Source organism: Rhodoplanes sp. Z2-YC6860, from assembly GCF_001579845.1.
Lineage (GTDB): Bacteria > Pseudomonadota > Alphaproteobacteria > Rhizobiales > Xanthobacteraceae > Z2-YC6860.
Map to the genome: position 1 here is coordinate 2,072,725 of NZ_CP007440.1, position 24,450 is coordinate 2,097,174.

The 24,450-nt window shown below is 64.0% G+C and carries 21 protein-coding genes; 13 read left to right on the forward strand and 8 right to left on the reverse strand.

Annotated elements, in window-relative coordinates:
- Positions 1-131: 131 nt before the first annotated feature.
- The gene (locus tag RHPLAN_RS09720) at positions 132-749 is read right to left on the reverse strand and encodes a PadR family transcriptional regulator (protein WP_335341059.1); all 618 of its coding nucleotides are present in this window, start codon (positions 747-749) and stop codon (positions 132-134) included.
- 481 nt (positions 750-1,230) lie between these two features.
- Here RHPLAN_RS09720 and nirB point away from each other — a divergent pair, with 481 nt between their 5' ends.
- The 5 genes from nirB (at position 1,231) to RHPLAN_RS09745 (ending at position 7,662) form a co-directional block, all read left to right on the forward strand.
- Entirely contained in the window at positions 1,231-3,711 is a 2,481-nt protein-coding gene (gene nirB / locus RHPLAN_RS09725; RefSeq protein ID WP_068030948.1) for a nitrite reductase large subunit NirB, read from the forward strand.
- A gap of 9 nt (positions 3,712-3,720) precedes the next feature.
- A complete protein-coding gene (gene nirD / locus RHPLAN_RS09730) occupies positions 3,721-4,059 on the forward strand; it encodes a nitrite reductase small subunit NirD (RefSeq protein WP_068016575.1) in 339 nt (112 codons plus the stop codon).
- A gap of 47 nt (positions 4,060-4,106) precedes the next feature.
- On the forward strand, positions 4,107-4,964 hold the full coding sequence (locus RHPLAN_RS09735) for a formate/nitrite transporter family protein (RefSeq protein WP_068016579.1): 858 nt from the start codon (positions 4,107-4,109) through the stop codon (positions 4,962-4,964).
- A gap of 170 nt (positions 4,965-5,134) precedes the next feature.
- Positions 5,135-6,862 carry a bifunctional protein-serine/threonine kinase/phosphatase gene (locus tag RHPLAN_RS09740; RefSeq protein WP_068016582.1) on the forward strand — a complete coding sequence of 576 codons (1,728 nt, stop codon included), beginning with the start codon at positions 5,135-5,137 and terminating at the stop codon, positions 6,860-6,862.
- Entirely contained in the window at positions 6,859-7,662 is an 804-nt protein-coding gene (locus tag RHPLAN_RS09745; RefSeq protein WP_157100174.1) for a substrate-binding periplasmic protein, read from the forward strand. Before RHPLAN_RS09740 ends, RHPLAN_RS09745 begins: the two co-directional genes overlap by 4 nt.
- Positions 7,663-7,682: 20 nt before the next feature.
- Here RHPLAN_RS09745 and RHPLAN_RS09750 read toward each other — a convergent pair whose 3' ends face one another.
- Complete coding sequence (locus RHPLAN_RS09750) at positions 7,683-8,717, reverse strand: Bug family tripartite tricarboxylate transporter substrate binding protein (protein WP_068016589.1); 1,035 nt, start codon at positions 8,715-8,717, stop codon at positions 7,683-7,685.
- A 209-nt stretch (positions 8,718-8,926) separates the two neighbouring features.
- Between RHPLAN_RS09750 and RHPLAN_RS09755 the strand changes: the two genes are divergently transcribed.
- The gene (locus RHPLAN_RS09755; protein ID WP_068016592.1) at positions 8,927-9,310 is read left to right on the forward strand and encodes a hypothetical protein; all 384 of its coding nucleotides are present in this window, start codon (positions 8,927-8,929) and stop codon (positions 9,308-9,310) included.
- Between the two features lie 163 nt (positions 9,311-9,473).
- Here RHPLAN_RS09755 and RHPLAN_RS09760 read toward each other — a convergent pair whose 3' ends face one another.
- The 3 genes from RHPLAN_RS09760 to RHPLAN_RS09770 all read right to left on the reverse strand — a co-directional run bounded on the left by RHPLAN_RS09760 (position 9,474) and on the right by RHPLAN_RS09770 (position 12,955).
- Entirely contained in the window at positions 9,474-11,126 is a 1,653-nt protein-coding gene (locus RHPLAN_RS09760; protein WP_068016595.1) for an acyl-CoA synthetase, read from the reverse strand.
- 81 nt (positions 11,127-11,207) lie between these two features.
- Entirely contained in the window at positions 11,208-11,969 is a 762-nt protein-coding gene (locus RHPLAN_RS09765; protein WP_068016597.1) for a sulfite exporter TauE/SafE family protein, read from the reverse strand.
- A 221-nt stretch (positions 11,970-12,190) separates the two neighbouring features.
- Positions 12,191-12,955, reverse strand: a complete 765-nt coding sequence (locus RHPLAN_RS09770) for a sulfite exporter TauE/SafE family protein (protein ID WP_157100175.1) — start codon at positions 12,953-12,955, stop codon at positions 12,191-12,193.
- A 152-nt stretch (positions 12,956-13,107) separates the two neighbouring features.
- On the opposite strand from RHPLAN_RS09770, the gene RHPLAN_RS09775 reads away from it, so the two are divergent.
- From RHPLAN_RS09775 to RHPLAN_RS09790, 4 genes are all read left to right on the forward strand, one after another.
- Positions 13,108-15,030 carry a propionyl-CoA synthetase gene (locus tag RHPLAN_RS09775; protein WP_068016603.1) on the forward strand — a complete coding sequence of 641 codons (1,923 nt, stop codon included), beginning with the start codon at positions 13,108-13,110 and terminating at the stop codon, positions 15,028-15,030.
- A 158-nt stretch (positions 15,031-15,188) separates the two neighbouring features.
- Positions 15,189-15,647, forward strand: a complete 459-nt coding sequence (locus tag RHPLAN_RS09780; RefSeq protein ID WP_068016606.1) for a DoxX family protein — start codon at positions 15,189-15,191, stop codon at positions 15,645-15,647.
- A 228-nt stretch (positions 15,648-15,875) separates the two neighbouring features.
- Positions 15,876-17,642, forward strand: a complete 1,767-nt coding sequence (locus tag RHPLAN_RS09785) for a tetratricopeptide repeat protein (RefSeq protein ID WP_157100176.1) — start codon at positions 15,876-15,878, stop codon at positions 17,640-17,642.
- Between the two features lie 143 nt (positions 17,643-17,785).
- Positions 17,786-18,265, forward strand: a complete 480-nt coding sequence (locus RHPLAN_RS09790; protein ID WP_068016612.1) for a MerR family transcriptional regulator — start codon at positions 17,786-17,788, stop codon at positions 18,263-18,265.
- Here RHPLAN_RS09790 and RHPLAN_RS09795 read toward each other — a convergent pair.
- Positions 18,255-20,096, reverse strand: a complete 1,842-nt coding sequence (locus RHPLAN_RS09795; RefSeq protein ID WP_198164808.1) for an ABC transporter transmembrane domain-containing protein — start codon at positions 20,094-20,096, stop codon at positions 18,255-18,257. The genes RHPLAN_RS09790 and RHPLAN_RS09795 overlap by 11 nt on opposite strands.
- Before the next feature lie 199 nt (positions 20,097-20,295).
- On the opposite strand from RHPLAN_RS09795, the gene rpmE reads away from it, so the two are divergent.
- Entirely contained in the window at positions 20,296-20,532 is a 237-nt protein-coding gene (rpmE, locus tag RHPLAN_RS09800) for a 50S ribosomal protein L31 (protein WP_068016615.1), read from the forward strand.
- Between the two features lie 131 nt (positions 20,533-20,663).
- On the opposite strand, the gene rcdA is transcribed toward rpmE, so the two are convergent.
- Positions 20,664-21,191: a protease adaptor protein RcdA gene (gene rcdA / locus RHPLAN_RS09805; RefSeq protein WP_068016617.1), complete on the reverse strand. Its 528-nt coding sequence runs from the start codon at positions 21,189-21,191 to the stop codon at positions 20,664-20,666.
- Positions 21,192-21,560: 369 nt separating this feature from the next.
- Positions 21,561-21,755 (reverse strand): DUF1192 domain-containing protein, encoded by a 195-nt coding sequence (locus tag RHPLAN_RS09810; protein ID WP_068016621.1) that lies wholly within the window; start codon positions 21,753-21,755, stop codon positions 21,561-21,563.
- Positions 21,756-21,932: 177 nt separating this feature from the next.
- Here RHPLAN_RS09810 and RHPLAN_RS09815 point away from each other — a divergent pair, with 177 nt between their 5' ends.
- Together RHPLAN_RS09815 and RHPLAN_RS09820 are read left to right on the forward strand one after the other, a co-directional pair.
- Entirely contained in the window at positions 21,933-22,928 is a 996-nt protein-coding gene (locus RHPLAN_RS09815; protein ID WP_068030955.1) for an NAD(P)H-quinone oxidoreductase, read from the forward strand.
- 82 nt (positions 22,929-23,010) lie between these two features.
- Positions 23,011-24,405: a glycoside hydrolase family 3 N-terminal domain-containing protein gene (locus tag RHPLAN_RS09820; RefSeq protein ID WP_157100177.1), complete on the forward strand. Its 1,395-nt coding sequence runs from the start codon at positions 23,011-23,013 to the stop codon at positions 24,403-24,405.
- The last annotated feature ends 45 nt before the right edge of the window (positions 24,406-24,450 follow it).

The window sequence follows — 24,450 nt, forward strand, 5'->3', positions numbered from 1 at the left end:
CACCGTCGATCGCGCCGAAATCGCAGCGCGCTAAGCTCTGATTCAACTTCGTTGAATCAGAGCTGTCGCTCCTTCTCTTGTTTGGGCATGATCTTTTCCGAAAACCGCTTCACACTTTTCGGGATCATGCCCTAGCTCTTCTTCAACTCGCCCGCGGCGCGCGCGAGGATTTCGACCACCTTGGCTTCGGCGTCAGGATCTTTCTTCAGCCGCTCCTCGGCGACGTCGCGCAGGTTCTCCAGCGCCGAGCGCACGAGGCGCGGCACCTTAGGCCTGTCGTCGTCCCGGTTGCGGTATTCCTGCGCCCGCTCACCGACCGCTTCGAGCCGCTCCAGCAGGGCATCGACGAAGTCGCGGTTCTCTTCGAGATAAGCGCGGCCTTCGGCGGTGATGGTATAGAGCTTCTTCGCACCATCGGCCTGGGCGGTAACATAACTGGCCTCTTCCAGATAGGTCAGCGTCGGATAGACCACGCCTGGGCTTGGCGCGTACCAGCCGCCGGTTTTGTCCTCCAGCACCTTGATGATCTCGTAGCCGTGACGTGGCTGCTCGGCGATCAGCGCAAGCGCCAGCAGGCGAAGGTCGCCCTGCGCCAGCATCCGACCAGCCCGCATCATGTCGCCCGAGCCCATGTCGCCGCGGCCACCGTGACGGCCATGGCCGTGTCGATGCTTGCCCCAGCGGCCGTGCCGGCCGACGCCATAGTGATCCTCGTAGCCCCCGCCGCAGCGGGATTCGGAATGTCTCATTCCACGCATCTCAATTTTCTCCTTGGTTCTTGAGATATATCGTTAGATAGATCGATTACTGATATAACTCAAGATATATCTTTAGATTATCTTTTTGAAGAAATACAAATGTGAAATCAAGGAGATGGCTTTTCGATCCCGCCGCTCGTCACGTGGTCTGATGCGACGGCGGGCATGCATCAAGAATGGGCAAATTGCCCAAAGGCTATACCGCGCCGCAAAAGAGCGTCGGTCGACCGGCCAAATTCGCGAGCAATTCCAAGGCCGGGCCATCGACCCAGGCTGGCACAGCGATTGCAAACTCTCACACCGGTCAATGACGACTGCCGGCCCGTCGGCATGCTGAGGCCAAAGCTGGCCGAGGCGCAGGAACAGCCTGAAGTGTCCTTAAGGACGCTTTGCGCAGTCGTCGCGACGCCTTTCCGTATGGCTTGCGAACTCCTGCTTCCGATCGGGTGCGGTTGGAACGTGGGGAATGCGCATGCGCCAGCAATCGGAACAACGACGACGCAAGCTTGTCGTGCTCGGCAACGGCATGGCCGCCGGCCGTACGCTCGATGAACTCTTTGCCAGGGCGCCGGATCGCTACGACATCACGATCTTCGGCGCCGAGCCGCGCGTCAATTACGACCGCATCATGCTGTCGCCGGTGCTGGCCGGGGACAAAGCGTTCGACGACATCATCGTCCACGACGACGCCTGGTACGCCAGTCACAACATCGATCTGCGCAAGGGCGAGACCGTGGTCGCAATCGATCGCGCGACGCGCACGATCCGCACCCAAGCCGGCACCATCGCGAGTTACGACGATCTCCTGATCGCCACCGGCTCGCGGCCGATCCTCATTCCGGTGCCCGGTGCGGAATTGCCCGGCGTCGTCACGTTCCGCGATCTCGACGACGTCAACGCCATGCTTGCGGCGGCGGGGAAGGGCGGCAACGCGGTGGTGATCGGCGGCGGGCTTCTCGGCCTTGAAGCCGCTGCCGGTCTTGCCCTCAACGGCATGAAGACCACGGTCGTGCACCTGATGCCGACCCTGATGGAGCGTCAGCTCGATCCCAACGCGGCCTATCTCCTGCAGAAAGCGATCGAGAAGCGCGGCATCACGGTGCTGACCAGCGCCAACACCAACGCCATTCTCGGCGACAGCCATGTCACCGGCGTGCGGCTCGAAGACGGCCGCACATTGCCGGCCGATCTGGTGGTGATGGCCGTCGGCATCCGGCCCCACTTCGCGTTGGCCAAGGATGCCGGCCTCGAGGTGAAGCGCGGCATCGTGGTCGACGACCATCTGCGCACCAGCGACGCCAACATCTTTGCGATCGGTGAATGCGTCGAGCATCGCGGCCTGTGCTACGGCCTGGTCGCGCCGCTCTACGAGATGGCGAGGACACTCGGCGCCACGCTCGCGGGCGAGATTGTGCTGGGCTACACCGGCTCGGTCACCTCGACCAAGCTCAAGGTCACCGGTGTCGACCTGTTCTCGGCGGGCGACTTTTCCGAAAGCGACGAGAAGGACGAGATCGTGCTGCGCGACCCCTCGCGCGGCGTCTACAAGCGCGTCGTGCTGCGCGACAACCGCATCGTCGGCGCGGTGCTCTATGGCGATACCGGCGACGGCTCCTGGTATTTCGACCTGCTGAAGAAGGGCGCCGACGTCACGTCGATGCGCGACATGCTGATCTTCGGCCAGGCCTATCAGGGCGGCGGCGCGCCACTGGATCCGGCGGCCGCGGTCGTGGCGCTGTCGGACGACGCGGAGATCTGCGGCTGCAACGGCGTCTGCAAGGGCGCGATCACCAAGGCGATCACGGCCAATGGCCTGACCACGATCGACGATGTCCGTGCGCAGACCAAGGCGTCGTCGTCCTGCGGCCAATGCACCTCGAAGGTCGAAAGCCTGCTCAAGGTCACGCTCGGCGACGCCTATTCGGCGTCGGGCCGCAAGCCGGTCTGCAAGTGCGTCGATCTCACCCATGAAGAGGTGCGCGGTTTCATCGTCTCCAAGGAGCTGAAGTCGCTTCCAGCCGTCTGGCAGGAGCTTGGCTGGAAAACCTCGTGCGGCTGCCCGACCTGCCGGCCGGCACTCAACTATTATCTGCTGTGCGCGTGGCCCGGCGAATACCGCGACGACGCGCAGTCGCGCTTCGTCAACGAGCGCGTCCATGCCAACATCCAGAAGGACGGCACGTTCTCCATCGTCCCGCGCATGTGGGGCGGCGTGACCACGCCGGACGAACTGCGCGCCATCGCCGACGTCGCCGAGCGCTTCAACATCAAGACCGTGAAGGTGACCGGCGGCCAGCGCATCGACCTGCTCGGCTTCAAGAAAGCCGATCTTCCGGCAGCGTGGGCGCAGCTCAATGCGGCGGGGCTCGTCTCCGGCCAGGCCTATGCCAAGGGCCTGCGCACCGTGAAGACTTGCGTCGGCACCGACTGGTGCCGGTTCGGCACGCAGGATTCGACCGGGCTTGGCATCAAGCTCGAGCGCTTCCTGTGCGGCTCATGGACGCCCGCGAAGGTGAAGCTCGCGGTCTCTGGCTGCCCGCGCAACTGCGCCGAAGCGACCGTCAAGGACATCGGCATCATCTGCGTCGATTCGGGCTACGACATTCACATCTCGGGCGCTGCGGGCCTTCACGTCCGCGCCACCGATCTGCTCGGCCATGTCGCCACCGAGGAGGAGGCGATCGAATACGTCGCCGCCTTCATGCAGCTTTATCGCGAGCAGGCCGCCTACCTCGAACGCGTCTGGAAGTGGGTCGACAAGTACGGCCTCGACAAGGTCCGCGCCGCCATCATGGACGACCATGACGGCCGGCGCGCGCTGCTCGAGCGCTTCAAGAAATCGCAGCTCGCGGTGCGCCGCGATCCGTGGGCCGAGCGCGCCGCGGGCCGCGAACTGCACGAGTTCATGCCGCTCGCCGTGCTCGAGCCGATCCGCCAGATCGCCGCCGAATAAGGGAATGCCATGAGAGAACAGCAGGAGTTCTGGTTCGACGTCGGCCCGCTGCATGCGATCCCGCCACGCGGCGCGCGCACCGTGAGAACACCGCGTCGTGAAATCGCGGTGTTCCGCACGGCGGGGGACGAAGTCTTCGCGCTGGAGAATCGCTGTCCGCACAAGGGCGGGCCTTTGGCGGACGGCATCGTGCATGGCCGCAAGGTGGCGTGCCCGCTGCACAACTGGATCATCAGTCTCGAAGACGGCGAGGCGACCGGCGCCGACAAGGGCTGCGCCCGGAGCTTTCCGGTCAAGATCGAGAACGGCCGCATCTATCTCGACATGGGCGTCGCCGCCGCGCCGTAAGAACTGCAACGAAACTTCCAGAAACTTCCGGAGAAAAGGGAATCGAAATGGCCTATCTCGCACCTTCCGAATTCGTCACCAAGATGGTGGACGCCGGTGAATCCAAGATCTTCATGTCGACGCGCGACACGGTGATCCGCGCCTATATGGCCGGCGCCATCCTCGCCTTGGCCGCCTGGTTCGCGGTCACGATGACCATCAACACCGGCGTGCCGATCATCGGAGCGATTCTCTTCCCGGTTGGCTTCTGCATGCTCTATCTGTTCGGCTTCGACCTGCTCACCGGCGTGTTCGTGCTGGCGCCGCTCGCCTTGATCGACAAACGCCCGGGCGTGACGATCGGCGGCGTGCTACGCAACTGGGGCCTTGTTTTCATTGGAAATTTTGGCGGCGCCTTCACGGTCGCCGTGATGGCAGCGATTGTCACCACGTTCGGCTTCTCGTCGGAGCCCGATAAGGTCGGCGTGGCGATCGGCCATATCGGCGAGGCCCGGACTTTGGGTTATGCCGCGCACGGTGCCGCCGGCATGCTGACGCTGTTCGTCCGCGGCATGCTTTGCAACTGGATGGTGTCGGCCGGCGTGGTCGGCGCGATGATCTCCACCACGGTGCCCGGCAAGGTGATCGCCATGTGGATGCCGATCATGCTGTTCTTCGCGATGACCTTCGAGCATTCGATCGTGAACATGTTCCTGTTCCCATCGGGCCTGCTGCTGGGCGGCCACTTCACGTGGTTCGATTATCTGTTCTGGAACGAAATCCCGACGGTGGTCGGCAATCTGGTCGGCGGGCTCGCCTTCACAGGGCTCACGCTCTACGCCACCCATATCAAGACGGCGCCCAAGCGCTCCATCGAGCGTCACCTCGATCGTTCACTGGACCGTTCCTTGGAGCGCGCCGCCTGAGCCGGCAAGGGCTATCTCATATGGCGCAGCTCGGGTGCTGCACTCCCTCCCCCTGAAAGGGGGAGGGTTGGGGTGGGGGTCATTTGTGCTCATGATCGACCCCCACCCGACGCGCTTTCGCGCGTCGACCTCCCCCTTTCAGGGGGAGGTGAAGGGGGCTAAGGCGCTGGATGCCGGGTGAACTGAAAATCTCCGTCGGGCAGCATTCCGACAAGGGCCGCAAGGCGGCCAATCAGGACTTTCACGGCGTCCTGTTTCCAAAGGAGCCGCTGCTCAGCCTCAAGGGCGTCGCGGTGGTGCTTTGCGACGGCATCAGCAGCAGCAGCGTCAGCCGGATCGCGGCAGAATCGACGGTCAAAAGCTTCCTCACCGACTATTACTGCACGTCCGAATCCTGGTCGGTGAAGACCTCGGCGCAGCGCGTCATCGCCGCGATCAACTCCTGGCTCTATTCGGAGACCAGGCGCAGCCAGCACGGCTACGACGCCGACAAGGGCTATGTCTGCACGTTCAGTGCGCTCGTCGTCAAAGCCTCGGTGGCGCATCTGTTTCATATCGGCGACGCGCGCATCTACCGCGTCAGCGGCAACTCGCTCGAGCAGCTTACCGAGGACCACCGGGTCGTGCTGTCGTCGTCGCAGAGCTATCTCGGCCGTGCGCTCGGCGTGAACCCGCAGATCGAGATCGACTACAGGACGCTCAAGGTCGAGCCCGGCGACACGTTCCTGCTCGCGACTGACGGCGTCTACGAGCATGCGGCAGCCCGCTTCGTCAATCGCGCGCTCGTCGAACATGCCTCCGACCTCGACGGAGCGGCGCGCGCCATCGTCGATGAGGCTTATCGTAACGACAGCCCGGACAATCTCACGGTCCAGATCGTCCGCATCGATGGTGTGCCGCACGGGGAGGCGAGCGAACTCTACGGTCAGGCCTCGGAGCTGCCACCACCGCCGCTGCTCGAACCGCGCATGCTGTTCGACGGCTTTAAGATCGTCCGCGAACTGCACAGCAGCAGCCGAAGCCACATCTATCTCGCGATCGATACGGCCGACGAAGCGCTGGTGGCATTGAAGATTCCCTCGATCGACTTGCGCGGCGACGAGGCCTACCTCAAGCGTTTCATGCTGGAGGAATGGGTGGCGCGCCGCCTCAACAGTGCCCATGTGCTGAAGCCGCGCCAGCAGTCGAGGAAGCCGAACTATCTCTACGTCGCGATGGAGTTCATCGAAGGCCAGACGCTGGCGCAATGGATGATCGACAATCCAAAGCCCGATCTCGAGATCGTGCGCGGCATCGTCGAGCAGATCGCGCGAGGTCTGCAGGCCTTCCACCGCAAGGAGATGCTGCACCAGGACATCCGGCCGGCCAACATCATGGTCGACAAAACCGGCACGGTGAAGATCATCGATTTCGGCTCGACCCGAATTAAAGGCGTGGTCGAGGCTTCGCCCTCGATCGACAGCGACATTCTCGGCACGGTGCAGTACACCGCGCCGGAGTATTTCGTCGGCGAGAGCGGCACACCGGCCTCCGACATCTTCTCGCTCGGCGCGATCGCCTATCAGATGCTGACCGGCCGGCTGCCGTACGGCGCCGAAGCCGCCAAGGTGCGAACGAGGTCCCAGCAGCGCAAGCTGAAATACATCTCGGCGCTCGATGATACACGCGAAATTCCGGCCTGGATCGACGAGGTGTTGAAGAAGGCGGTGCATCCGGATCCGCTGCAGCGCTACAGCGAGCCGTCAGAGTTCGCCCATGAATTACGCAATCCGAACAAGGCTCATCTCAACTCGTCGCCGGTGCCGCTGATCGAGCGCAATCCGCTGCTGTTCTGGAAGTCCCTCGTAGCCGTGCTGTTCGGCATCATCGTATTGCTGCTTTACAGCAAATACGGTTGATTCCGGTTGTCGACGCATCGTGGTCTTTGCGTCGGGGCCAATGCCAGTGGCATCATAGGGGCGAGGCCGTGATCAAACGTGCTTTTGTAGCTGCACTATTGTGTCTTTCCATGTCGTCGCCCGGTGAAACAGCCGACAAGGTGCGGATCGCTTACAACAGCATCCTGCCTCCATTCGCAGAGGCGAAGGACGGCAAGGCCGTGGGTCTGGTCGTCGATATTGTCAGAGCGGCGGCCGAGCACGCCGGCTATGACGTCGAATTCCTGGCCGTGCCTCTCGATCAGATGGAGCCCGCGTTGCTGGACGGGCGCGCGGTTGCCGTCATTCCTTCAGCGGCATCCCCCGAACGTCGCGAGAGAATGGACTTCAGCGACACATTGCTGATGACCGGCGGCGCTCTCTATGTGCGCGCGCCCGAGCTGACGCCGGCGAGCTTGCAGGCCCTGGCCGGCAAGACGGTGGTGACGCCACGCGCCGGTCCGCTGGCCGCGTTCATCCAGAAGAACGCGCCGCAGGTGAAGCTGGTCGTCACTGAGGACTACGAAACCAGTCTGGCTCGTGTCGTCGGCGGCGAGGCTGACGCCGCGGCGCTGAACTATCAGGCCGGGGCATCGCTGGCGGCGAGGCTCTATCCCGGCAAGCTGACCGTTCCACGATCGATGTTTCTGGAACTGCCATTTGGTGCTGCCGTGCTCAAAGGGCAGCACGCCGAATTTCTCACGAGGCTGAATGCGGGGATCGGTGCCATTCGCGCCGACGGCACCTTCGATCGCATCAACAAGAGTTGGATGGGGCAATAGTCGAACAGCCTGTCGGCCGCTCAATCCGGCCGGATCGCCTTCCTTGCGCGTTCGACGATCGCCGGTGGCGCGGCATAAAGCTTCGCCACCACGTCTTGCACCTTCGCGCCAGGCAGCGGATCGATGTCGATGCTCACCTTTTCGGCGTCGGCGAGGAACGCCTTGTCCGCCATGGTGTCGTCGAACGCCTTGCGCAGGATCGCAAGCTGCTCCGGCGGCGTCTCGGGTGGCGCGATGTAGGAGCGGTGGAACACGGTCTGGCTCACGACCAGTTCGAGCACCTTGCGGCTCTCTTCGTCTTTGACGAAATCGAACGCCGTCGGCACGCCCATCTTGGCCAGCACCGGATGCGGCTCGATGCTCGCCTGCAGCAACACGTTGACCTTGCCGTCGCGCAGCCAGTCCGGCTTCTGCGACTTGAAGCTCGACCAGTCCCAGCCGCAGACGCCGTCGATCTCGCCGCGCTCCATGGCGAGCCCCATCTCCGCGGTACCGCGATAGCCGGTCACCACGTCCCACAGCGCGCCGCCGGTGTGCTTGTGCAGCAGTGCGTATTCGAAGGTGGAGTCGTTCGGGCCGCTGCCGCCGAGCTTGCCCTTGACCTTCTGAGCGTCGGCGAAGCTGCCGATGCTGTTGCCCTTCAGCGTGACGCAGACCCGGACGCCGCTGTTGGCGGTGCCGATGTAACGGACCTTGGTGGGATCGAACAGCGGGGCGGTGCGGTCGTCGAGCAGCGGCCCCATGATGGCGCCCGGCATGATGCCGGCGATCGAGGTGCCGTCCTTCGGCGCGATGCCGGTGATGTATTGCGCGGCCTTGGCGCTGCCGGCGCCCGGCATGTTCTTGACCACGACGGTCGGCTCGCCGGGAATGTGGCGGCCGAGGTGGCGGGAGACCGCGCGGGCATAGATGTCGTAGCCGCCGCCCGGCGCCGCCCCGACCAGGAACTCGAGGGTTTTGCCGGCGTAATAGTCGGCCGCAACCGCCGGGGTCGCAGCCAATGGAGCGAAAAAGGCGAGATGGAACAGTGAGATGGTGATCGGCAGCCGGGCCATCGGTGTCCTCCCAAACGATTATTGTTATTTTGCAACAAGCCTAGGAGATCGGTGGATGCTGCACAATGAGGCGGGCTGCCGCCATGGTGCAGCCTTGATACTTGGGGACCGTGGCCTAGACTTGCCTGTGAACTGCGCCGGGGCGTATCTAGCGTCGCATTCGAGTCGTCTGCGGGACGGCGCTGAGCGAGGAAGGGCTGAGGGGTGAAATGAGCTCTCTTCTGAAACGGCTTTGCCTGGGCGCCGCTGCGGCTTGGCTGCTGGCGGCACCGGGAGCGCATGCCTTCACCATCGAGAACAGGGAAACCGGCGACGGCGCCGCGAGCAACTTTTCCGGCAGCCCGTACGCGCCGCCGAAGTTCGACCTCGAAGAGCAGGCGAAGAATTTCCGCAATCCCGGCTCCAGCATCACGTCGCCTGGGCCCAAGCCCGATTTCAGCACGCCATACGGCAGTGGCTCGGTGTCGTTCGGCGTGCAGCAGGGCTCGGCCTTTGGTTCGGGTTTCGGAACCAGCGGCACGAGCTCATTCAGCGGCTCCCGCGTCAACCGCGCGGATTTCGAGCGCATGGTGACTCCGGATAGTTTGAAGTAGTTCACCGCCGTCATTCTGGGGGCGCGAGCAAAGCTCGCGAACCCGGAATCCAGATGCAGGCTCCACTCTTGGTTTTAGATTCCGGGTTCGCGCTATATCGTGTCGCAGACGCGCGTGAACGCGCTTATGCAGCGCACCCCGGAATGACAGCCGAGAGCCCGCCTCAAACCGCCTTCGCCATCTCGCGCAGCTTGAACTTCTGGATCTTTCCGGTGCTGGTCTTCGGCAATTCTGCAAAGACCACGTGCCGCGGCACCTTGTAGCCCGCGAGATTCTGCTTGCACCACGTCACCAGCTCGTCAGTCGTGGCCTGTTGTCCGGGCTTCAATTCCACGAACGCGCAGGGCGTCTCGCCCCATTTCTCGTCGGGCTTGGCGACCACCGCCGCGGCCTGCACGGCCGGATGCTTGTAGAGCGCATCCTCCACTTCGATCGAAGAGATGTTCTCGCCACCTGAAATGATGATGTCCTTGGAACGGTCCTTCAGCTGGACGTAGCCGTCGGGGTGCATCACGCCGAGATCGCCGGAGTGAAACCAGCCGCCGGCGAAGGCTGCGTCGGTCGACTTCGGGTTCTTGAGATAGCCCTTCATCACCACGTTGCCACGGAACATCACCTCGCCGAGGGTCTCGCCGTCACGCGGCACGGGCTTCATCGTTTCGGGATCGAGCACGTCGAGCGCTTCGAGCATGTGATAGCGCACGCCCTGCCGCGCTTTCTTTGCCGCTTGTTCGATGGGAGACAGCGCATTCCATTCGCCGTGCCAGTCGTTGACCACGGACGGACCGTAGACTTCCGTGAGACCATAGACGTGGGTGACGTTGAAGCCCGCAGCCTTCATCGCAGCGAGGACCGCCTCTGGCGGCGGCGCGGCCGCAGTCGCGAACTGCACCACATGCGGCAGCGGCTTTTTCTCTTCCGCAGGCGCATTCACGAGCATCGACATCACGATCGGCGCGCCGCAGAGATGCGTCACCTTGTGCTCGGCAATGAGGTCGTACATCGCTTTCGCGCGCACTGCGCGCAGGCAGACATGGGTGCCGGCCACGGCCGACAGCGTCCAGGGAAAGCACCAGCCGTTGCAGTGGAACATCGGCAAGGTCCAGAGATAAACCGGCCGCAGGCCCGACGCCTGGATCGACATGCCGCAGGTGATGACGTTGTTGACCGCGAGCAGATGCGCGCCGCGGTGGTGATAGACCACGCCCTTCGGATCGCCGGTGGTGCCCGAGGTGTAATTCAGCGTGATCGCGTCCCATTCATCACCGGGCATCGCCCAGGCGAAATCCGGATCGCCCGAAGCGAGGAAAGCTTCGTATTCGATGCTGCCGATCCGCTCGCCTGCGCCCGTGAATTCCGGATCGTCGTAGTCGATCACCATGGGCTTCACCTTGGCGATCGAAAGCGCCTCCTTCACCACCTTGGAGAACTCGCGGTCGGTAATGACGACTTTCGCCTCGCCGTGGTCGAACTGGAACGCGATGATCGCTGCGTCGAGCCGGGTGTTGATGGTGTTGAGGACAGCGCCAGCCATTGGCACGCCGTAATGGCATTCAAGCATCGCCGGCGTGTTGGCGAGGACGGCCGCGACCGTATCGTTCTTGCCGATGCCGCGCTTCGTGAGCGCCGAGGCGAGCCGCCGGCAGCGCGCATAGAACTCGCGATAGTCGCGCCGCAGCGCGCCGTGCACAATCGCAAGCTGATCGGGATAGACCTGAGCGGCGCGCTCCAGAAGCGTAAGCGGCGTCAGCGGCTGGAAGTTCGCTGCGTTGCGGTCAAGACCGGTCAGATACGGCGATTGATGTGTTGTGCTCATCGCATTCCCCGGGACCAAGGTTAGCGAAGGCGGACCGTCAAGATCAATCGCGGCTTGAGGCTTAAGGGGCGTGCGGCGGCATTACTTCAGCAGGCCCATGACGCCTTGCCGGGTCAGCTCGAGGCCGAGCAGCAACACCAGAACATTGGTGATCTTATAGAAAATGTCCTCGGGGGTGACGCGCACCAGCCAGATGCCGAGATAATTGGTCGCAATGGCGAGAGGAAACAGCAGCAGCGAGGTGGCAAACCCTGCGGTCGAGAACTGTCCGAGCGCGACGTACGGCACGACCTTCATGGCGTTGGCGGCGGCGAAGAACATCACCGTGGTGCCGACATAGACCATCTTCTCGAGCCGCTGCGGCAGCACGAAGGCGTAATAGGGCGGCGCTCCGATCTGGATGAGCGTCGTGGTGAAGCCCGACAGCGCGCCCCAGAACACGCCGTGCGAGGCGCGCGGTTTGGGCGGCTCGCCGGGCAGAAGATGACGGATCAGCGCATAGATAATGAAGCCGATGGCAATGACGCCGACCATCAGCCGCACGGCTGCATCGGACACATGGGCCGCGAACAGCCAGGCCACGCCGATGCCGATGACGCAGCCCGGCAGCATCACCTTCAGATTCCACGGGTCCCAGACGCGGCGATAGACGAACACCGAGAACGCGTCCTGCACCAGAAGGATCGGCAGGAGGATTGCAGCGGCTTCGAGCGGCGGCATGACCAGCGCGACCAGCGGCGTCGACACCATGCCAATGCCGGAGAAACCGCCCTTGGACAGGCCGAGAAAGACCACCGCCGGAATGGCGACGGCGTAGAACAGCGGGTCGGTGATAATGGTCATAATGGTATGGCGTGAGCCGGCGCGCGACTTAAAGCGGAGATGGACGGCAAAAGCCACCCGTTTTCCGTCATAATGCTATGCGGGCTGTCTCTCTCCGCCGTCATTCCGGGGCACGCGCGCCAGCGCGTGAACCCGGAATCCAGAACAACAAAGACTCTCTGCATGTCTGGATTCCGGGTTCGCTCGCTTTCGCGAGCGCCCCGGAATGACGGCGGAGAAATTCAGTGCCACCACAGATCGATAATGGAGCTTCGCATCAGCTCCACGGCGATGACGAACATCAGCACATAGGCGATGCGGAAGAACATCTCGGTCGACACCCGCCGCACCAGCCAGATGCCGGCGTAGTTCGCCGCGACCGCGATCGGCACCAGCGCGAGGCCGACCAGGAGGTTGTCGCGGGTGAGATAGCCGAGCGTCGCAAAGCCTGGAATCTTTACGATGTTGCTCGCTGCGAACAGGATGCTCACCGTGCCGATGTAGGGCAGCTTCTCCAGCCGCTGCGGCAGGAGGTGAATCTGCCAGGCCGGACCGCCGGCATTGGCGAGCATGGTGGTGAAGCCGCCGATTGTGCCGAAGATGATTCCCGTCGCGACGCTGGGCTTCGGCATCCAGCGTTCGAAGCGCTTGGCGGTCCAGTGCCGCAAGACGAACAGTGTCGCGATCAGGCCGATGGCGAGCCGGATATGCGCCCCCGATAGCGAAGCGGCCATCAGCCAGCCGAAGATCATGCCGACGAACATGCTCGGCAGCATGATCTTGATGTTCCAGGCGCTCCATTCGCGGCGGTAGATCCACAGCGTCAGCCAATCCTGCGCCACAGCGGTGGGCAGGACGATCGCCGCCGCCTGCAAGGGCGGCACGAACAGCGACATGAGCGGCAGCGCCATCACGCCGAGGCCGAGGAAGCCGCCCTTGGAAATGCCAAGCAGGCAGACGCCGATGACGGCGACCGCCATGAAGGCGGGATTTGTCAGAAGGTCCAAGGGCACCCGGCATGCGAGAGGAATCGAGGCAGCGCATCTGAGCGCAGGGCGCTATTTTGCGCCAGATCAATTTTCGGCCGGGCTGATTATGCGTCGTTGGTGGTGCTTGCAAATCCGAAGCACTGGATGAGAATCGACGCGGGAGAAAAGCCATGGATGTCAAAACCAGCCGCTATCACGAGGTCTACGCGTCCTGGCGGCGGGATCCGCAGGCGTTCTGGGGAGAAGCCGCGAACGCGATCGACTGGATCGAGAAGCCCAAGACGGTGTTCGATCCCAAGGCCGGCATCTACGGCCGCTGGTTCCCCGATGGGGTCTGCAACACCTGCTACAACGCGGTCGACCGCCACGTCGAAGCCGGCCGCGGCGAGCAGGCCGCGATCATCTACGACTCGCCGGTCACCGGCACGAAAGCGACCATCACTTACGCGGCGCTGCAGACCAAGACCGAGATCCTCGCCGGCATCCTCGAAAAGGATTTCGGCGTCACCAAGGGAGACCGGGTCATCATCTACATGCCGATGGTGCCCGAAGCCGTGGTTGCGATGCTCGCCTGCGCGCGCATCGGCGCGGTGCACTCGGTGGTGTTCGGCGGCTTCGCGCCGAAGGAGCTTGCCACCCGCATTGACGACTGCACGCCGAAGGCCGTGCTCTCGGCGAGCTGCGGCATCGAGGGTGCGCGCGTCGTGCCTTACAAGCCGATGCTCGACGAGGCGATCGGGCTCGCCAAACACAAGCCGGCCCACTGCCTGATCCTGCAACGGCCGCAGGTCCGGGCCGAGCTGATCGCCGGCCGCGATCACGACTGGCATGCCAAGTGGGACGACGCGCTGGTCTGGGCCAAGAACGTGCTGACGCCGGTGCCGGTGAAGGCCACCGATCCGCTCTACGTGCTTTACACATCGGGCACCACCGGTATTCCGAAGGGCGTGGTCCGCGACAACGGCGGCCACATGGTCGCGCTGAAATGGTCGATGAAGAATCTCTACGGCATCGAGCCGGGCGAGGTGTGGTGGTCGGCCTCCGACATCGGCTGGGTGGTCGGCCACAGCTACATCGTCTATGGGCCGCTGCTGCACGGTGCCACCACGATTCTCTACGAAGGAAAGCCGGTCGGCACGCCGAACGCCGGCGCATTCTGGCGCGTGATCGCCGAACACGGCGCGGTCGCGATGTTCACGGCACCGACTGCGTTCCGCGCGATCAAGAAGGAAGATCCGCAGGGCAAGCTGTTTGCGCAATATGATCTCTCGAAATTCCGCACGTTGTTTCTCGCTGGCGAACGCGCCGATCCCGATACGCTCATCTGGGCCGAGAACCTGCTGCATCGTCCGGTCATCGATCATTGGTGGCAGACCGAAACCGGCTGGTGCATCGCAGGCAACCCGGTGGGCTTGGGCCTGCTTCCGATCAAGCACGGCTCGCCGACCGTGGCGATGCCGGGCTACGACATTCGCGTCGTCGACGAGGGCTGCAAGGAGGTGCCGATCGGCACCATGGGCTCGATCGTGGTCAAGCTGCCGCTGCCGCCCGGCGCGCTGCCGACGCTGTGGCAGCAGGACGCGCGGATGAAGGAGAGCTATCTCGCTGAATTTCCCGGCTGCTACAAAACCGCCGACGCCGGCTATGTCGACGACGACGGCTACATCTACGTGATGGGCCGCACCGACGACATCATCAATGTCGCGGGGCACAGACTTTCGACCGGCGGCATGGAGGAGGTGCTGGCCGGCCATAAGGACGTCGCCGAATGCGCGGTGCTCGGCATCAAGGACGAACTCAAGGGCGAGGTGCCTTGCGGCTTCGTTGTCCTGAAAAGCGGCGTCAACCGCCCGCCCGCCGACATTGAAAGCGAATGTATCGCGCTCATTCGCGAGAAAATCGGCCCCGTGGCGTCGTTCCGCCTCGCCATCGTGGTCAATCGTCTGCCCAAGACGCGTTCCGGAAAAATCCTGCGCGGCACCATCAAGAAGATCGCCGACCGCGATCCATGGACGATGCCTGCGACCATCGACGATCCGGCGATCCTTGACGAGATCGGCGGTGCGATGAAGGCCAAGGGCCTGATGGCATAAGGGCCTGATGGCATAAGCGCCTGAGCGAGTGGGCAGGGCCCTTTCGCTTTCACATTCGTTCGTCCGTCTTGCAACGCAGCATCGCTTCTGCTCGCGCGAGCGTCGCCTCGTTGCTAGCATGCCTCAACAACAAGCGTTTCAAATTGGGGGAGGGCATCATGGCCGACACGGGGGCCGAACCGAAACTTCTGCTGCCGCAGCTTCAGTCGTTCTACGAAGTGGTCACGCCGCTGGCGTGGCCGATCGTCCGGATCGCTGCGGGCTGGAATCTTTTCGTGCATGGCTGGGGCAAAGGCATCGTGCGCGGGCCCGGAGCCTTCGCCAAAGGCTTCGCCGACATGGGCTTCGATTCCGCAACGATGCTCTGGGTGTGGGGCTCGCTCGCGATCGAACTGGTCGGAGGCGCGGCGCTGATCCTCGGTCTGTTCACGCGCTTCTGGGCCGCCGCCGCCGCCATCGAGATGGCGATCATCATGGGGCTCTACTGGAACAACGGGTTCGCCTGGCTCAACCGCGGCTATGAATACGTGCTGTTGTGGGGACTCGTGTGCTTCGCCATCGCACTTCGCGGCGGCGGGCCTTATTCGCTGGATCGCGTGCTCGGCAAGGAGCTCTAAGCCCCTTCAATCGCCTACTTTTTTGGACCGGTGCTACTGTTTGCAGCAGTGCCGGTCGTCTGCTGTTGTCAGGCTCGTCGGAGAATGTCTTGAACGCTCGGCCGTCAACCACTAATTGAGCGCAGTCGGCATCCATTTCAGCGTCGATTTGGATCAGGTGGCGGCTTGAGCCGTCGCCTTTTTGCTGCGTTCAGTTTTCGAAATTTTCTTTGGCTCAGCGGAATCGGTATGCCTCCCGAAATGCCCGATATTGTCGGCAATGCGCCCGCGCCTGCGGAGATCAGGGCGGCCCTCGAGCGTGTGATTGCCAGCGAGGCGTTCAGCCGCTCGCCGCAGCTCGGCGCGTTTCTGCGTTTCGTGGCGGACGCGACCCTGTCCGGCAAGAGCGACCGCATCAAGGCCTACACCATCGGCGTCGAGGTGCTCCGGCGCGACGCCAACTTCGATCCGCAGCTCGATCCGATCGTCCGCGTCGAGGCGACGCGGCTTCGCCGCACCATCGAGCGCTACTACGCAGGGGCCGGGCAGGACGACGATATCGTCATCGACCTGCCGCGCGGTTCCTACGTGCCGACCTTCCGGCGGCGCGAAAGCGCGATCCCCGCAGCCGCGACGATCGGCGTCACGCAGTGGAAGGCGCGCCTGGGCGGCATCCCGATGCCCGCGGTCCTCACCGGGATCGTCGCGGCCGCCGTCATCGTGATCGCCGCCATTGCCTATATGAGCCGTCCACTCGATGTGATGATCACCGGCACGGCGACGCGGGCCGGAGCATCGCGGCAGAGCGCGGCGTTGCCGCCCGGCAACGGAATGCCCGTGGTGATCATCGAGCCGATTCGCGTCATCGGCACGCCGCCGCAGCACACCGTCACGGTCGATCGTCTGCAAGCCAAGATCGGCGATGCGTTCTCGCGCTTCGACACCATCAACGTGTCGCTTGCGGCGGCACCGATTCCGGCCTCGGAAGGCGTCGCCGCGCTGCCTCGCGGCGACTACGTGCTCTCCGGCGCCATCGAATATGCCGACGCCGCCGCCACCGTCTGGTTCACACTATCCAGCATCGCGGAAAACAAGGTGGTGTGGTCGAGCACCTTCGAGCGCGTGCAACCGTCGGGCGGCCAGGGTTTGACCGAAGACTCCGTCGTGATCGCGCTCACCAACTCGCTGCTGCAATCCTACGGCGTGATCCGGGCGCGCGACCGTGCCAATCAGCTTGCCTCGAACGCAGGAGACCCGCGCTACCGCTGCGTCCTGCAGGCTGCCGATTCGATGCGGACCGCCGACCTCCAGAGCCACGAACTGGCGCGCGCCTGCCTTGAGCATTTCACCGCGCTCGATCCGAGTTTCGCGGTGGGTTTTGCGTTTCTCGCCATGATCTACAACCGCGAATTCCAGCTCGAATATCCGGCGCATTCCGGTGATGGGCCGCCGCTCGATCGCGCGCTCAAGGCGGCGCGGCAGTCGATCGCGCTCAATCCGGAGGATTCGCGCGGCTATCTCGCGCTGTTGATCGTGCAGTTCAACCGCCGCGAACTCAGCGCGGCGTTCTCGGCCGGCAAACGCAGCGTCGCGCTTAACAGATACGACATGCTGGCGCTGGGCGAATATGGCGGCCGGCTGATCCTGGCTGGCAAGATCGAACAGGGCATGGCGGCGCTCCAGGAGGCGGGCGCTGCCGAGACCTCACGGCCAGCTTGGCATCACATCTATCTGTTCATCGGCAGCTACGTAGCCGGCGACATGGCGGAGGCGATCCGCCATGCCGGTGACATCCCGAACGACAATGTGGCGTTGGGGCAGGTGGCACAAGTGCTCGCGGCTCAGGCGGCGGGTAAGCCCGACGAGGCTCGCAAGGCCATCGACCGGCTGAACGCCATCGCGCCGGCCTGGGTAAGCAGTCCGCGGCAGGAACTCGCGCGGCTGATTCCCGACCGCACCATTGTCGAGCGGCTGGCCAAGGGTCTCGCGGCTGCTGGCGTTCCCGGCGGCTCTTGAGCGCGATGGTCGCAGCTCGGCCGGCGGTCACTGTTATTGCTGAGTTATTTGCCTGCGCTAGCCTCACTTAACTGCAAATTGCTTACCCGAACGGAGGACGCCCGGCAGAACCGCCATCCGAACTGTGTGACAAAGGGCAGGCCATGTCCAACCGCGAATTCGATTCAAGCAAGACTCAGCCGGGCAATGTCATCTGGTTGGATGATACCGGAGGCGGCGAGCCACCGGCCGATCGTATCCTCTCACTGGAGAACGTCGCAGAGATGCTCGGCGTGTCGAAGCTCCGCCTTCGCTATTACGAGTTCCGCGGCCTCATTCGCCGCCAGCAGGTTCATGACGGTGTCCGGGTCTACAGCGCGGCCGATTGTGAGCGGATTGCCCTCATCACCAAGTGCCGCAAGGCCGGTCTGACGCTCTCCGACATGATCGTGATCATCGAGGCGACCGACGAGGACGTTACGCCGCTGATCTTCCGGGCCGGACAGGAGACCTGCATGGAATTGGTTGAGCGGCTGGAGCGGCGGCGCAAGGTGCTGGACGACGCGCTGTCGGAGCTGAGTCACGTCTATGCGGTGCTGACCGCACGCCTGATCGGCGGCAAGAACGACGGCGCTAATCGTTGAATTGCAGCCTGGCGAGGCGCGCATAGAGGCCGCCTTGCGCGACCAAGCTGTCGTGGGTGCCTTGCTCGACGACGCGGCCCTTGTCGAGCACCAGGATGCGGTCGCAGGACAGCACAGTCGCAAGCCGGTGCGCGATGACGAGCGTGGTGCGGTCGGCCATCAGCCGCGTCAGCGCGGTCTGCACCAGCGTCTCGCTTTCGGCGTCGAGCGACGAGGTGGCTTCGTCGAGCAGCAGCAACGGCGCGCCTTTCAGAATGGCCCGCGCAATCGCGATGCGCTGGCGCTGGCCGCCCGATAGCGTGACGCCGCGCTCGCCGACCGGCGTGTCGAAACCCTCCGGCAGCGCGCGGATGAAGCTTGCCGCGGCAGCGGCTTCGGCCGCCTGCTCGATCTCGGCGTCGGTCGCATCGGGGCGGCCGAAGCGGATGTTGTCGCGCACGCTCATGGCGAAGATCGCGGTGTCCTGCGGCACCAGCGCGATGTGGCGGCGCAGCTCGGCGGGATCGGCGTCGGGGAGCCGCACGCCGTCAAACGCGACGGTGCCCGATCGCGGATCGTAGAAGCGTAGGATCAGGTGGAAGATCGTGCTCTTGCCGGCGCCCGAGGGGCCGACGATCGCGACCTTCTCACCGGCCTTGATGCTGAGCGACACGCCGTCGAGCACGTCGGCGTCGGGCCGCGCCGGATAGGCGAAGCGGACATTGTCGAAGGCCACTTCGGCGCGCGGCCGCTCCGGCAACGGCACCGGTTTGGCGGGGGCACGGATCTCGGGCTCGACCGCGAGCAACTCGGCGAGCCGCTCGGCGGAGCCCGCGGCCTGCGAGATTTCACCCCAGACTTCGCTGAGCTGGCCCAATCCGCTCGCGGCAAACACCGCGAACAGCACGAACTGGCTGAGCGTGCCCGCGGTGATCGAGCCTGCGATCACGTTCTGGGCGCCGACCCAGAGAATGACCACGACACTTGCGGACGCGAGGAAAATGATCACCGCGGTCAGGGTGGCGCGCGCCTTGGTCGAATAGATCGCGGCCTCGTAGGCGCGCTCGACGGCGCCGGAGAACCGCGCGCCCGCGGCCGGCTCGTTGGTGAAGGCCTGCAAGGTGCGAATCGCGCCGATGAGCTCGGCCGCATAGGCCGACGCATCCGCCAAGGTATCCTGCGCGGTGCGTGAGCGGCGGCGCACGGAACGGCCGAACGCGACCAGCGGCAAAACGATCACCGGAATGGCGCCGAGCACGAACGCCGAAAGCTTCGGGCTCGTGATCACCATCATCGCGGCCGAGCCCAGGAACAGCACGAGGTTGCGCAACGCGACCGACACCGAAGAGCCAACCGCCGATTTGATCTGCGTGGTGTCGGCGGTGAGCCGCGAGGTGAGCTCGCCGATTTTGGCGGTGTCGAAGAACGGCGCCGACAGCGTGGTCAGATGGGAGAACACGGCGCTGCGCACATCGGCCACCACGCGCTCGCCGAGCGTGGTGACGAGGTAGTAGCGGCCGGCACTGGCGATCGCGAGCACGCCGACGATCAGGATCATCACGCCGAAATACTGGTCGATCAGGCCGATGCGCTCTTCCGAGAAGCCGAAGTCGATCATGCGGCGCACCGCGATCGGCACCACCAGCGTGGCCATCGAGGCGACCAGCAAGGCTACGATCGCCAAGGCGATCCGGCCGCGATAGCGCATCGCGTAGGGAACCAGGATTCGCAGCGGCTGAAGCTTGGGAGTGCGGGCAGGGGCGGCAGGACCGGACGTGGCAGGCGCCACAGCGTCACCGGCCGCAGAGGCGGGCGAAGCGACGCCGTCCTTCGGCCCGCTATGGCTGGACATATCGTTCATCTGCCTGTTTTGGCCTGCTTTTTCGCCGCGTCCCGGGATTTGCTCTGCGCTCTTGGGAGCCCAAATGCAACAAAACCTGACGGCTGCCTCAAGGGCTTGTTACCTGGGGTCCTGTCCTGTATAGAACCGCGCAAATCCAGCCAAATTCAACGGCGGCACTTAACGGCGGCTTGGCCGCAGGATCTCTACCATGAAGCCTGATCTGCATCCGGATTACCACACCGTCACGGTCAAGATGACCGACGGCAGCGAATTCACCACCCGCACCACGTGGGGCGCCAAGGGCGACGTGCTGCACCTCGACATCGACCCGAAGTCGCACCCGGCCTGGACCGGCGGCCAGCAGCAGTTGATGGACCGTGGCGGACGGCTGTCCAAGTTCCAGAAGAAATTCTCGGGCCTGGGCATCAGCAGCGCCAAGAAATAACCGGATCAACCGGCGTCAAACAAAAAACCCCGCGCCTGGCGCGGGGTTTTCGTTTTTCCGGGCTTCAAACCCGGCGATAACGCGGTTGTGGCTCCCCGAGCAAAACCGAGAATTCTCTCGATGGGGTGGCCTTAATGCCCGTCCTGCTCGAAGGCGGCCTTGAGCAGCCCGAGCTGTCGCACCACCGGATTGCTGCCCTGGGGTTTATCGGGGGCGAGCGGCGGCGCGTAGATGTTGGCATCGAGGCGCCGGACCTGGTCGTTCAGCTTCTTGGAGCGGTCGATCAGGTCGCGGAGGCGCTCGGGCAAAACCTTGATGGTCTCCGGATCGCCTGGCTCGCCGGCCGCGAGCTTGACCTTGGTCTTTTCCTTGTTGGCCTGGGCGAGCGACATCTCACCTTCCTTGACGGCCCGGTGCAGCAGCAGCCACGAGGCAAGCTGCATCAGCCGCGTGGTCAGGCGCATGCTTTCGGTGGCGTAGGCGAGCGCCGCGTTGCGCTCGAGCTTTTTGGATTCCTGCCGGCCGGGCCCGTCGAGATAGGCCGCGGTCTCTTCGACCAGCCCCATGCCGTCGCGGAACAGCGCTGCAAACGCCTGAGAGCCGGCGAGTCTTTCGCCGAATGCGATCGGCAACGCTTCGTCCGCGGAACGCTCTTTCATGATGCACGCCTTACCCAGACCCAACGCTTGATATGAACGGGTCGAGTTAAGACTGTCCAGCCGTTTAGCTGCAATGTTTACAAAATGGTAACCGTGATGGCGGGCTCGAAACGTTCCGCGCCGCGATATTTGCGCCGAAACGGCACAAAAAAAGAGCCGCCGTTGCCGGCGGCTCAAAGGTGGTAACAGGGAGGCGTCAAACAGAGTGGACAGGAGCCACTCGCGTCCATGAAGATGGACGGGTGTGAGTAATGAACGAGAAAGCTTAATTTTAAGTTAATCTTTATGAAACCGACGCGCTGTTATGGTTAACGGGCGGTTAACGGCGCGAACTTCCGAACCCAAGCGGCGCCAGTCCGCTGACGCGCGTCACTTCTTGAAAAACAGATCGGCTGCAGCCTTTGAGGCCTGCTTGCCTTTGATGTCGGCTTCGAGCCGTGCGATCTCGTCCTTGAGCAGCGCGATCCGTTCGTTGAGTTCACCAACCGAGAGCAGGGTCAGATCCTGACCGATCTCGTGGGAGATTTTTTTCTTCGGCCGGTCGTCATCGTCGGTCGCAGGCATCTCGGGCCTCCCGCATTCGATTGAATCAATAGCTTCCGCCCGGCTGGCTGTCACACGCCCGGTTGTCACGTTGCGGCCGGAAGACTACAGCGTTGGCGCATATCCGTTCCGGAAAACCGGTGTCCGCTTTTCCGGGACATGCGCTACAACCGCGATCTTCCAAACATCGAGGACGACATGACCCTGCCTGCCCGCATGACTGCCATTGCGATCCGCACACCCGGCGGGCCGGAAATGCTGGTGCCGGAGGAGCGGCCGATGCCGGTGCCGGGGCCGGGCGAGATCCTGGTCAAAGTCGCGGCCGCCGGCGTCAATCGTCCCGACGTGCGCCAGCGCCAGGGCACCTATCCGCCGCCCAAGGGCGCGACCGATATCCCGGGCCTCGAGATCGCGGGCGAGGTCGCAGCCCTCGGCGCCGACGTGAAGCGCTGGAAGTTGGGCGACAAGGTCTGCGCGCTGGTGGTCGGCGGCGGCTACGCGAACTACTGCCTCGCTTACGAGCCGCACGCGCTGCCGGTGCCGGCCGGGCTTTCGATGGTCGAGGCGGCGGCGATTCCGGAAACCTTCTTCACCTGCTGGCAGAACATGTTCATGCGCGCCGATGTGAAGCCCGGCGACTGGGTGCTGGTGCATGGAGGCACCTCGGGCATCGGCACCACGGCGATCATGCTCGCGAAAGCGTTTGGCGGCCATGTCGTCACCACCGCAGGCTCCGACGACAAATGCTCGGTGGCGAAGAAGATCGGCGCTGACGTTGCGGTGAACTACAAGACCGAGGACTTCGTCGAGGCCACCAAGAAAGCCACCGGCGGCAAGGGCGCCAATCTCGTCGTCGACATCGTCGGCGGCGACTATATCGACCGCAACTATGCGGCTGCGGCCGACCAGGGCGTGATCGCGCAGGTGTCGTTCACCGGCGGGCCGAAGGCCATCGCCAATTTCGCGGTGCTGATGCAGAAGCGATTGCATCACACCGGTTCGACTTTGCGGCCGCGCACGGTCGCAGAGAAAGCCGCGATTGCGCGCGGTCTCGAGGAGCGGGTGTGGCCGCTGATCGCGGCAGGCAAGATCAAGCCGGTGATCGATTCCACATATCCGCTGGCCAAAGCGGGCGATGCTCAGGCCCGCATGGAAACGAGCCAGCACATCGGCAAGATCGTTCTGACGGTTTGAAAGCGCCACTCACTTTGCGTCATAAAGTAGCCACGGAGTCCGTGGCTGATGTCAGCCCTGAAACGAAGCGGGCTGACGGCACGTGCGGCGAATTCTGACTCTGACGCTGGGCGTATTGCGTTTCGCCGTCGCAGGCTTGCTGCTTTGGCTCGCCTGGGAATGGCGGTCGCCGTTGTTCGCTTCGATCCGCGCGCCGGCCTTCGCGGCGCTGATCCTGTTGCCGGTTGCTCTGATCGTCCTGGAGGTCGTGATGCGGCGGCTTGGCACGAGAAGCCTTGGCACAAAATGGTTGCCCGGGACTTTGCTCGGCGCGGCGACGGCTATCGTCGCGGCGCTCGCGGCCGGCACGACGCTCTTCACCGATCTGCATTTCCGTTGGATGCGCTATCAGGTGCTGCACGCCGATGCCGCGCAGGTCGAACGGCTCGGGCGGCATTTCATGATCGGCTATCGCGACGATCCGGCGGCGCTGCGCGACCTGATCGAGCGCCGCGCGATCGCGGGCTTCTTCATCACCGCGCACAACGTTCGCGACAAGGACGCCGGCACAGTCCGCCAGGAGATCGATGGCTTTCAAGCGATCCGGAAGCGGCAGGGCCTGCCGCCTTTGCTGATCGCGACCGATCAGGAGGGTGGGGCGATTTCGCGGATGTCGCCGCCGCTGGCACGGCCGACGACGCTCGGCGATATCGTCCGCTCGCACAGTGACGCGACCGAGCGGCAGCAAGCCGTGCGGAGCTACGCAGAAGAGGTCGGCCGGTCGCTGGCAAGCCTCGGCATCAATGTGAACTTCGCGCCGGTGGTCGATCTCGACCACGGCCTGGACAATCCGAACGACCGCTATTCGCGCATCTCAAGTCGCGCCATCTCCAACGATCCCAAGATCGTGGCCGAGGTGGCGGCGGACTATTGCGACGGGCTTCGTCGGCATGGCGTGCAGTGCACGCTCAAGCATTTCCCGGGTCTTGGCCGCGTGTTCGAGGACACGCATTTCGAGCGCGCGAGCCTGACGACCTCGGCGGACGAGCTCGCCCGCACCGATTGGGTGCCGTTTCGTTCTCTGATGCAACAGCCCGGCATGTTTACCATGCTGGGCCACGCTCGCCTGACGGCGATCGACGCCGAACGGCCGGCCTCGTTCTCGGCGCCGGTGGTGTCGGGGCTCCTGCGGGGGACGTGGAAATACGGCGGCATCCTCGTCACTGACGATTTCAGCATGGCGGCGGCTTACGAAACCCCGGGCGGCCTTGCGGCCGCGAGCGTCGCGGCGCTCAACGCCGGTGTCGACCTGATCCTGACGAGTTACGACCCCGATCAGTATTTCCCGATGGTTTACGGCCTGCTGCATGCGGAAGCCGCCGGAAAACTCGCGAATGAGGCACTGGAGCGAAGCGACCGCAGGCTTGCAGGCGCCATAACGGAGCCGGCCGCACAGATCACCCGCGCTTCGTGCCGTTTGGCCGGAAATTCTTGCTAAGTCAGGCTGCTAACGCTAGTCATGGCGGTTGGGGAAGGGTCGGCC

Coding starts and splice junctions, on each gene's coding strand:
- RHPLAN_RS09720 (WP_335341059.1), bottom strand. CDS start 749: ATGAGACATTCCGAATCCCGCTGCGGCGGGGGCTACGAGGATCACTAT.
- nirB (WP_068030948.1), top strand. CDS start 1,231: ATGCGCCAGCAATCGGAACAACGACGACGCAAGCTTGTCGTGCTCGGC.
- nirD (WP_068016575.1), top strand. CDS start 3,721: ATGAGAGAACAGCAGGAGTTCTGGTTCGACGTCGGCCCGCTGCATGCG.
- RHPLAN_RS09735 (WP_068016579.1), top strand. CDS start 4,107: ATGGCCTATCTCGCACCTTCCGAATTCGTCACCAAGATGGTGGACGCC.
- RHPLAN_RS09740 (WP_068016582.1), top strand. CDS start 5,135: ATGCCGGGTGAACTGAAAATCTCCGTCGGGCAGCATTCCGACAAGGGC.
- RHPLAN_RS09750 (WP_068016589.1), bottom strand. CDS start 8,717: ATGGCCCGGCTGCCGATCACCATCTCACTGTTCCATCTCGCCTTTTTC.
- RHPLAN_RS09755 (WP_068016592.1), top strand. CDS start 8,927: ATGAGCTCTCTTCTGAAACGGCTTTGCCTGGGCGCCGCTGCGGCTTGG.
- RHPLAN_RS09760 (WP_068016595.1), bottom strand. CDS start 11,126: ATGAGCACAACACATCAATCGCCGTATCTGACCGGTCTTGACCGCAAC.
- RHPLAN_RS09765 (WP_068016597.1), bottom strand. CDS start 11,969: ATGACCATTATCACCGACCCGCTGTTCTACGCCGTCGCCATTCCGGCG.
- RHPLAN_RS09775 (WP_068016603.1), top strand. CDS start 13,108: ATGGATGTCAAAACCAGCCGCTATCACGAGGTCTACGCGTCCTGGCGG.
- RHPLAN_RS09780 (WP_068016606.1), top strand. CDS start 15,189: ATGGCCGACACGGGGGCCGAACCGAAACTTCTGCTGCCGCAGCTTCAG.
- RHPLAN_RS09785 (WP_157100176.1), top strand. CDS start 15,876: ATGCCTCCCGAAATGCCCGATATTGTCGGCAATGCGCCCGCGCCTGCG.
- RHPLAN_RS09790 (WP_068016612.1), top strand. CDS start 17,786: ATGTCCAACCGCGAATTCGATTCAAGCAAGACTCAGCCGGGCAATGTC.
- RHPLAN_RS09795 (WP_198164808.1), bottom strand. CDS start 20,096: ATGTCCAGCCATAGCGGGCCGAAGGACGGCGTCGCTTCGCCCGCCTCT.
- rpmE (WP_068016615.1), top strand. CDS start 20,296: ATGAAGCCTGATCTGCATCCGGATTACCACACCGTCACGGTCAAGATG.
- rcdA (WP_068016617.1), bottom strand. CDS start 21,191: ATGAAAGAGCGTTCCGCGGACGAAGCGTTGCCGATCGCATTCGGCGAA.
- RHPLAN_RS09810 (WP_068016621.1), bottom strand. CDS start 21,755: ATGCCTGCGACCGACGATGACGACCGGCCGAAGAAAAAAATCTCCCAC.
- RHPLAN_RS09815 (WP_068030955.1), top strand. CDS start 21,933: ATGACCCTGCCTGCCCGCATGACTGCCATTGCGATCCGCACACCCGGC.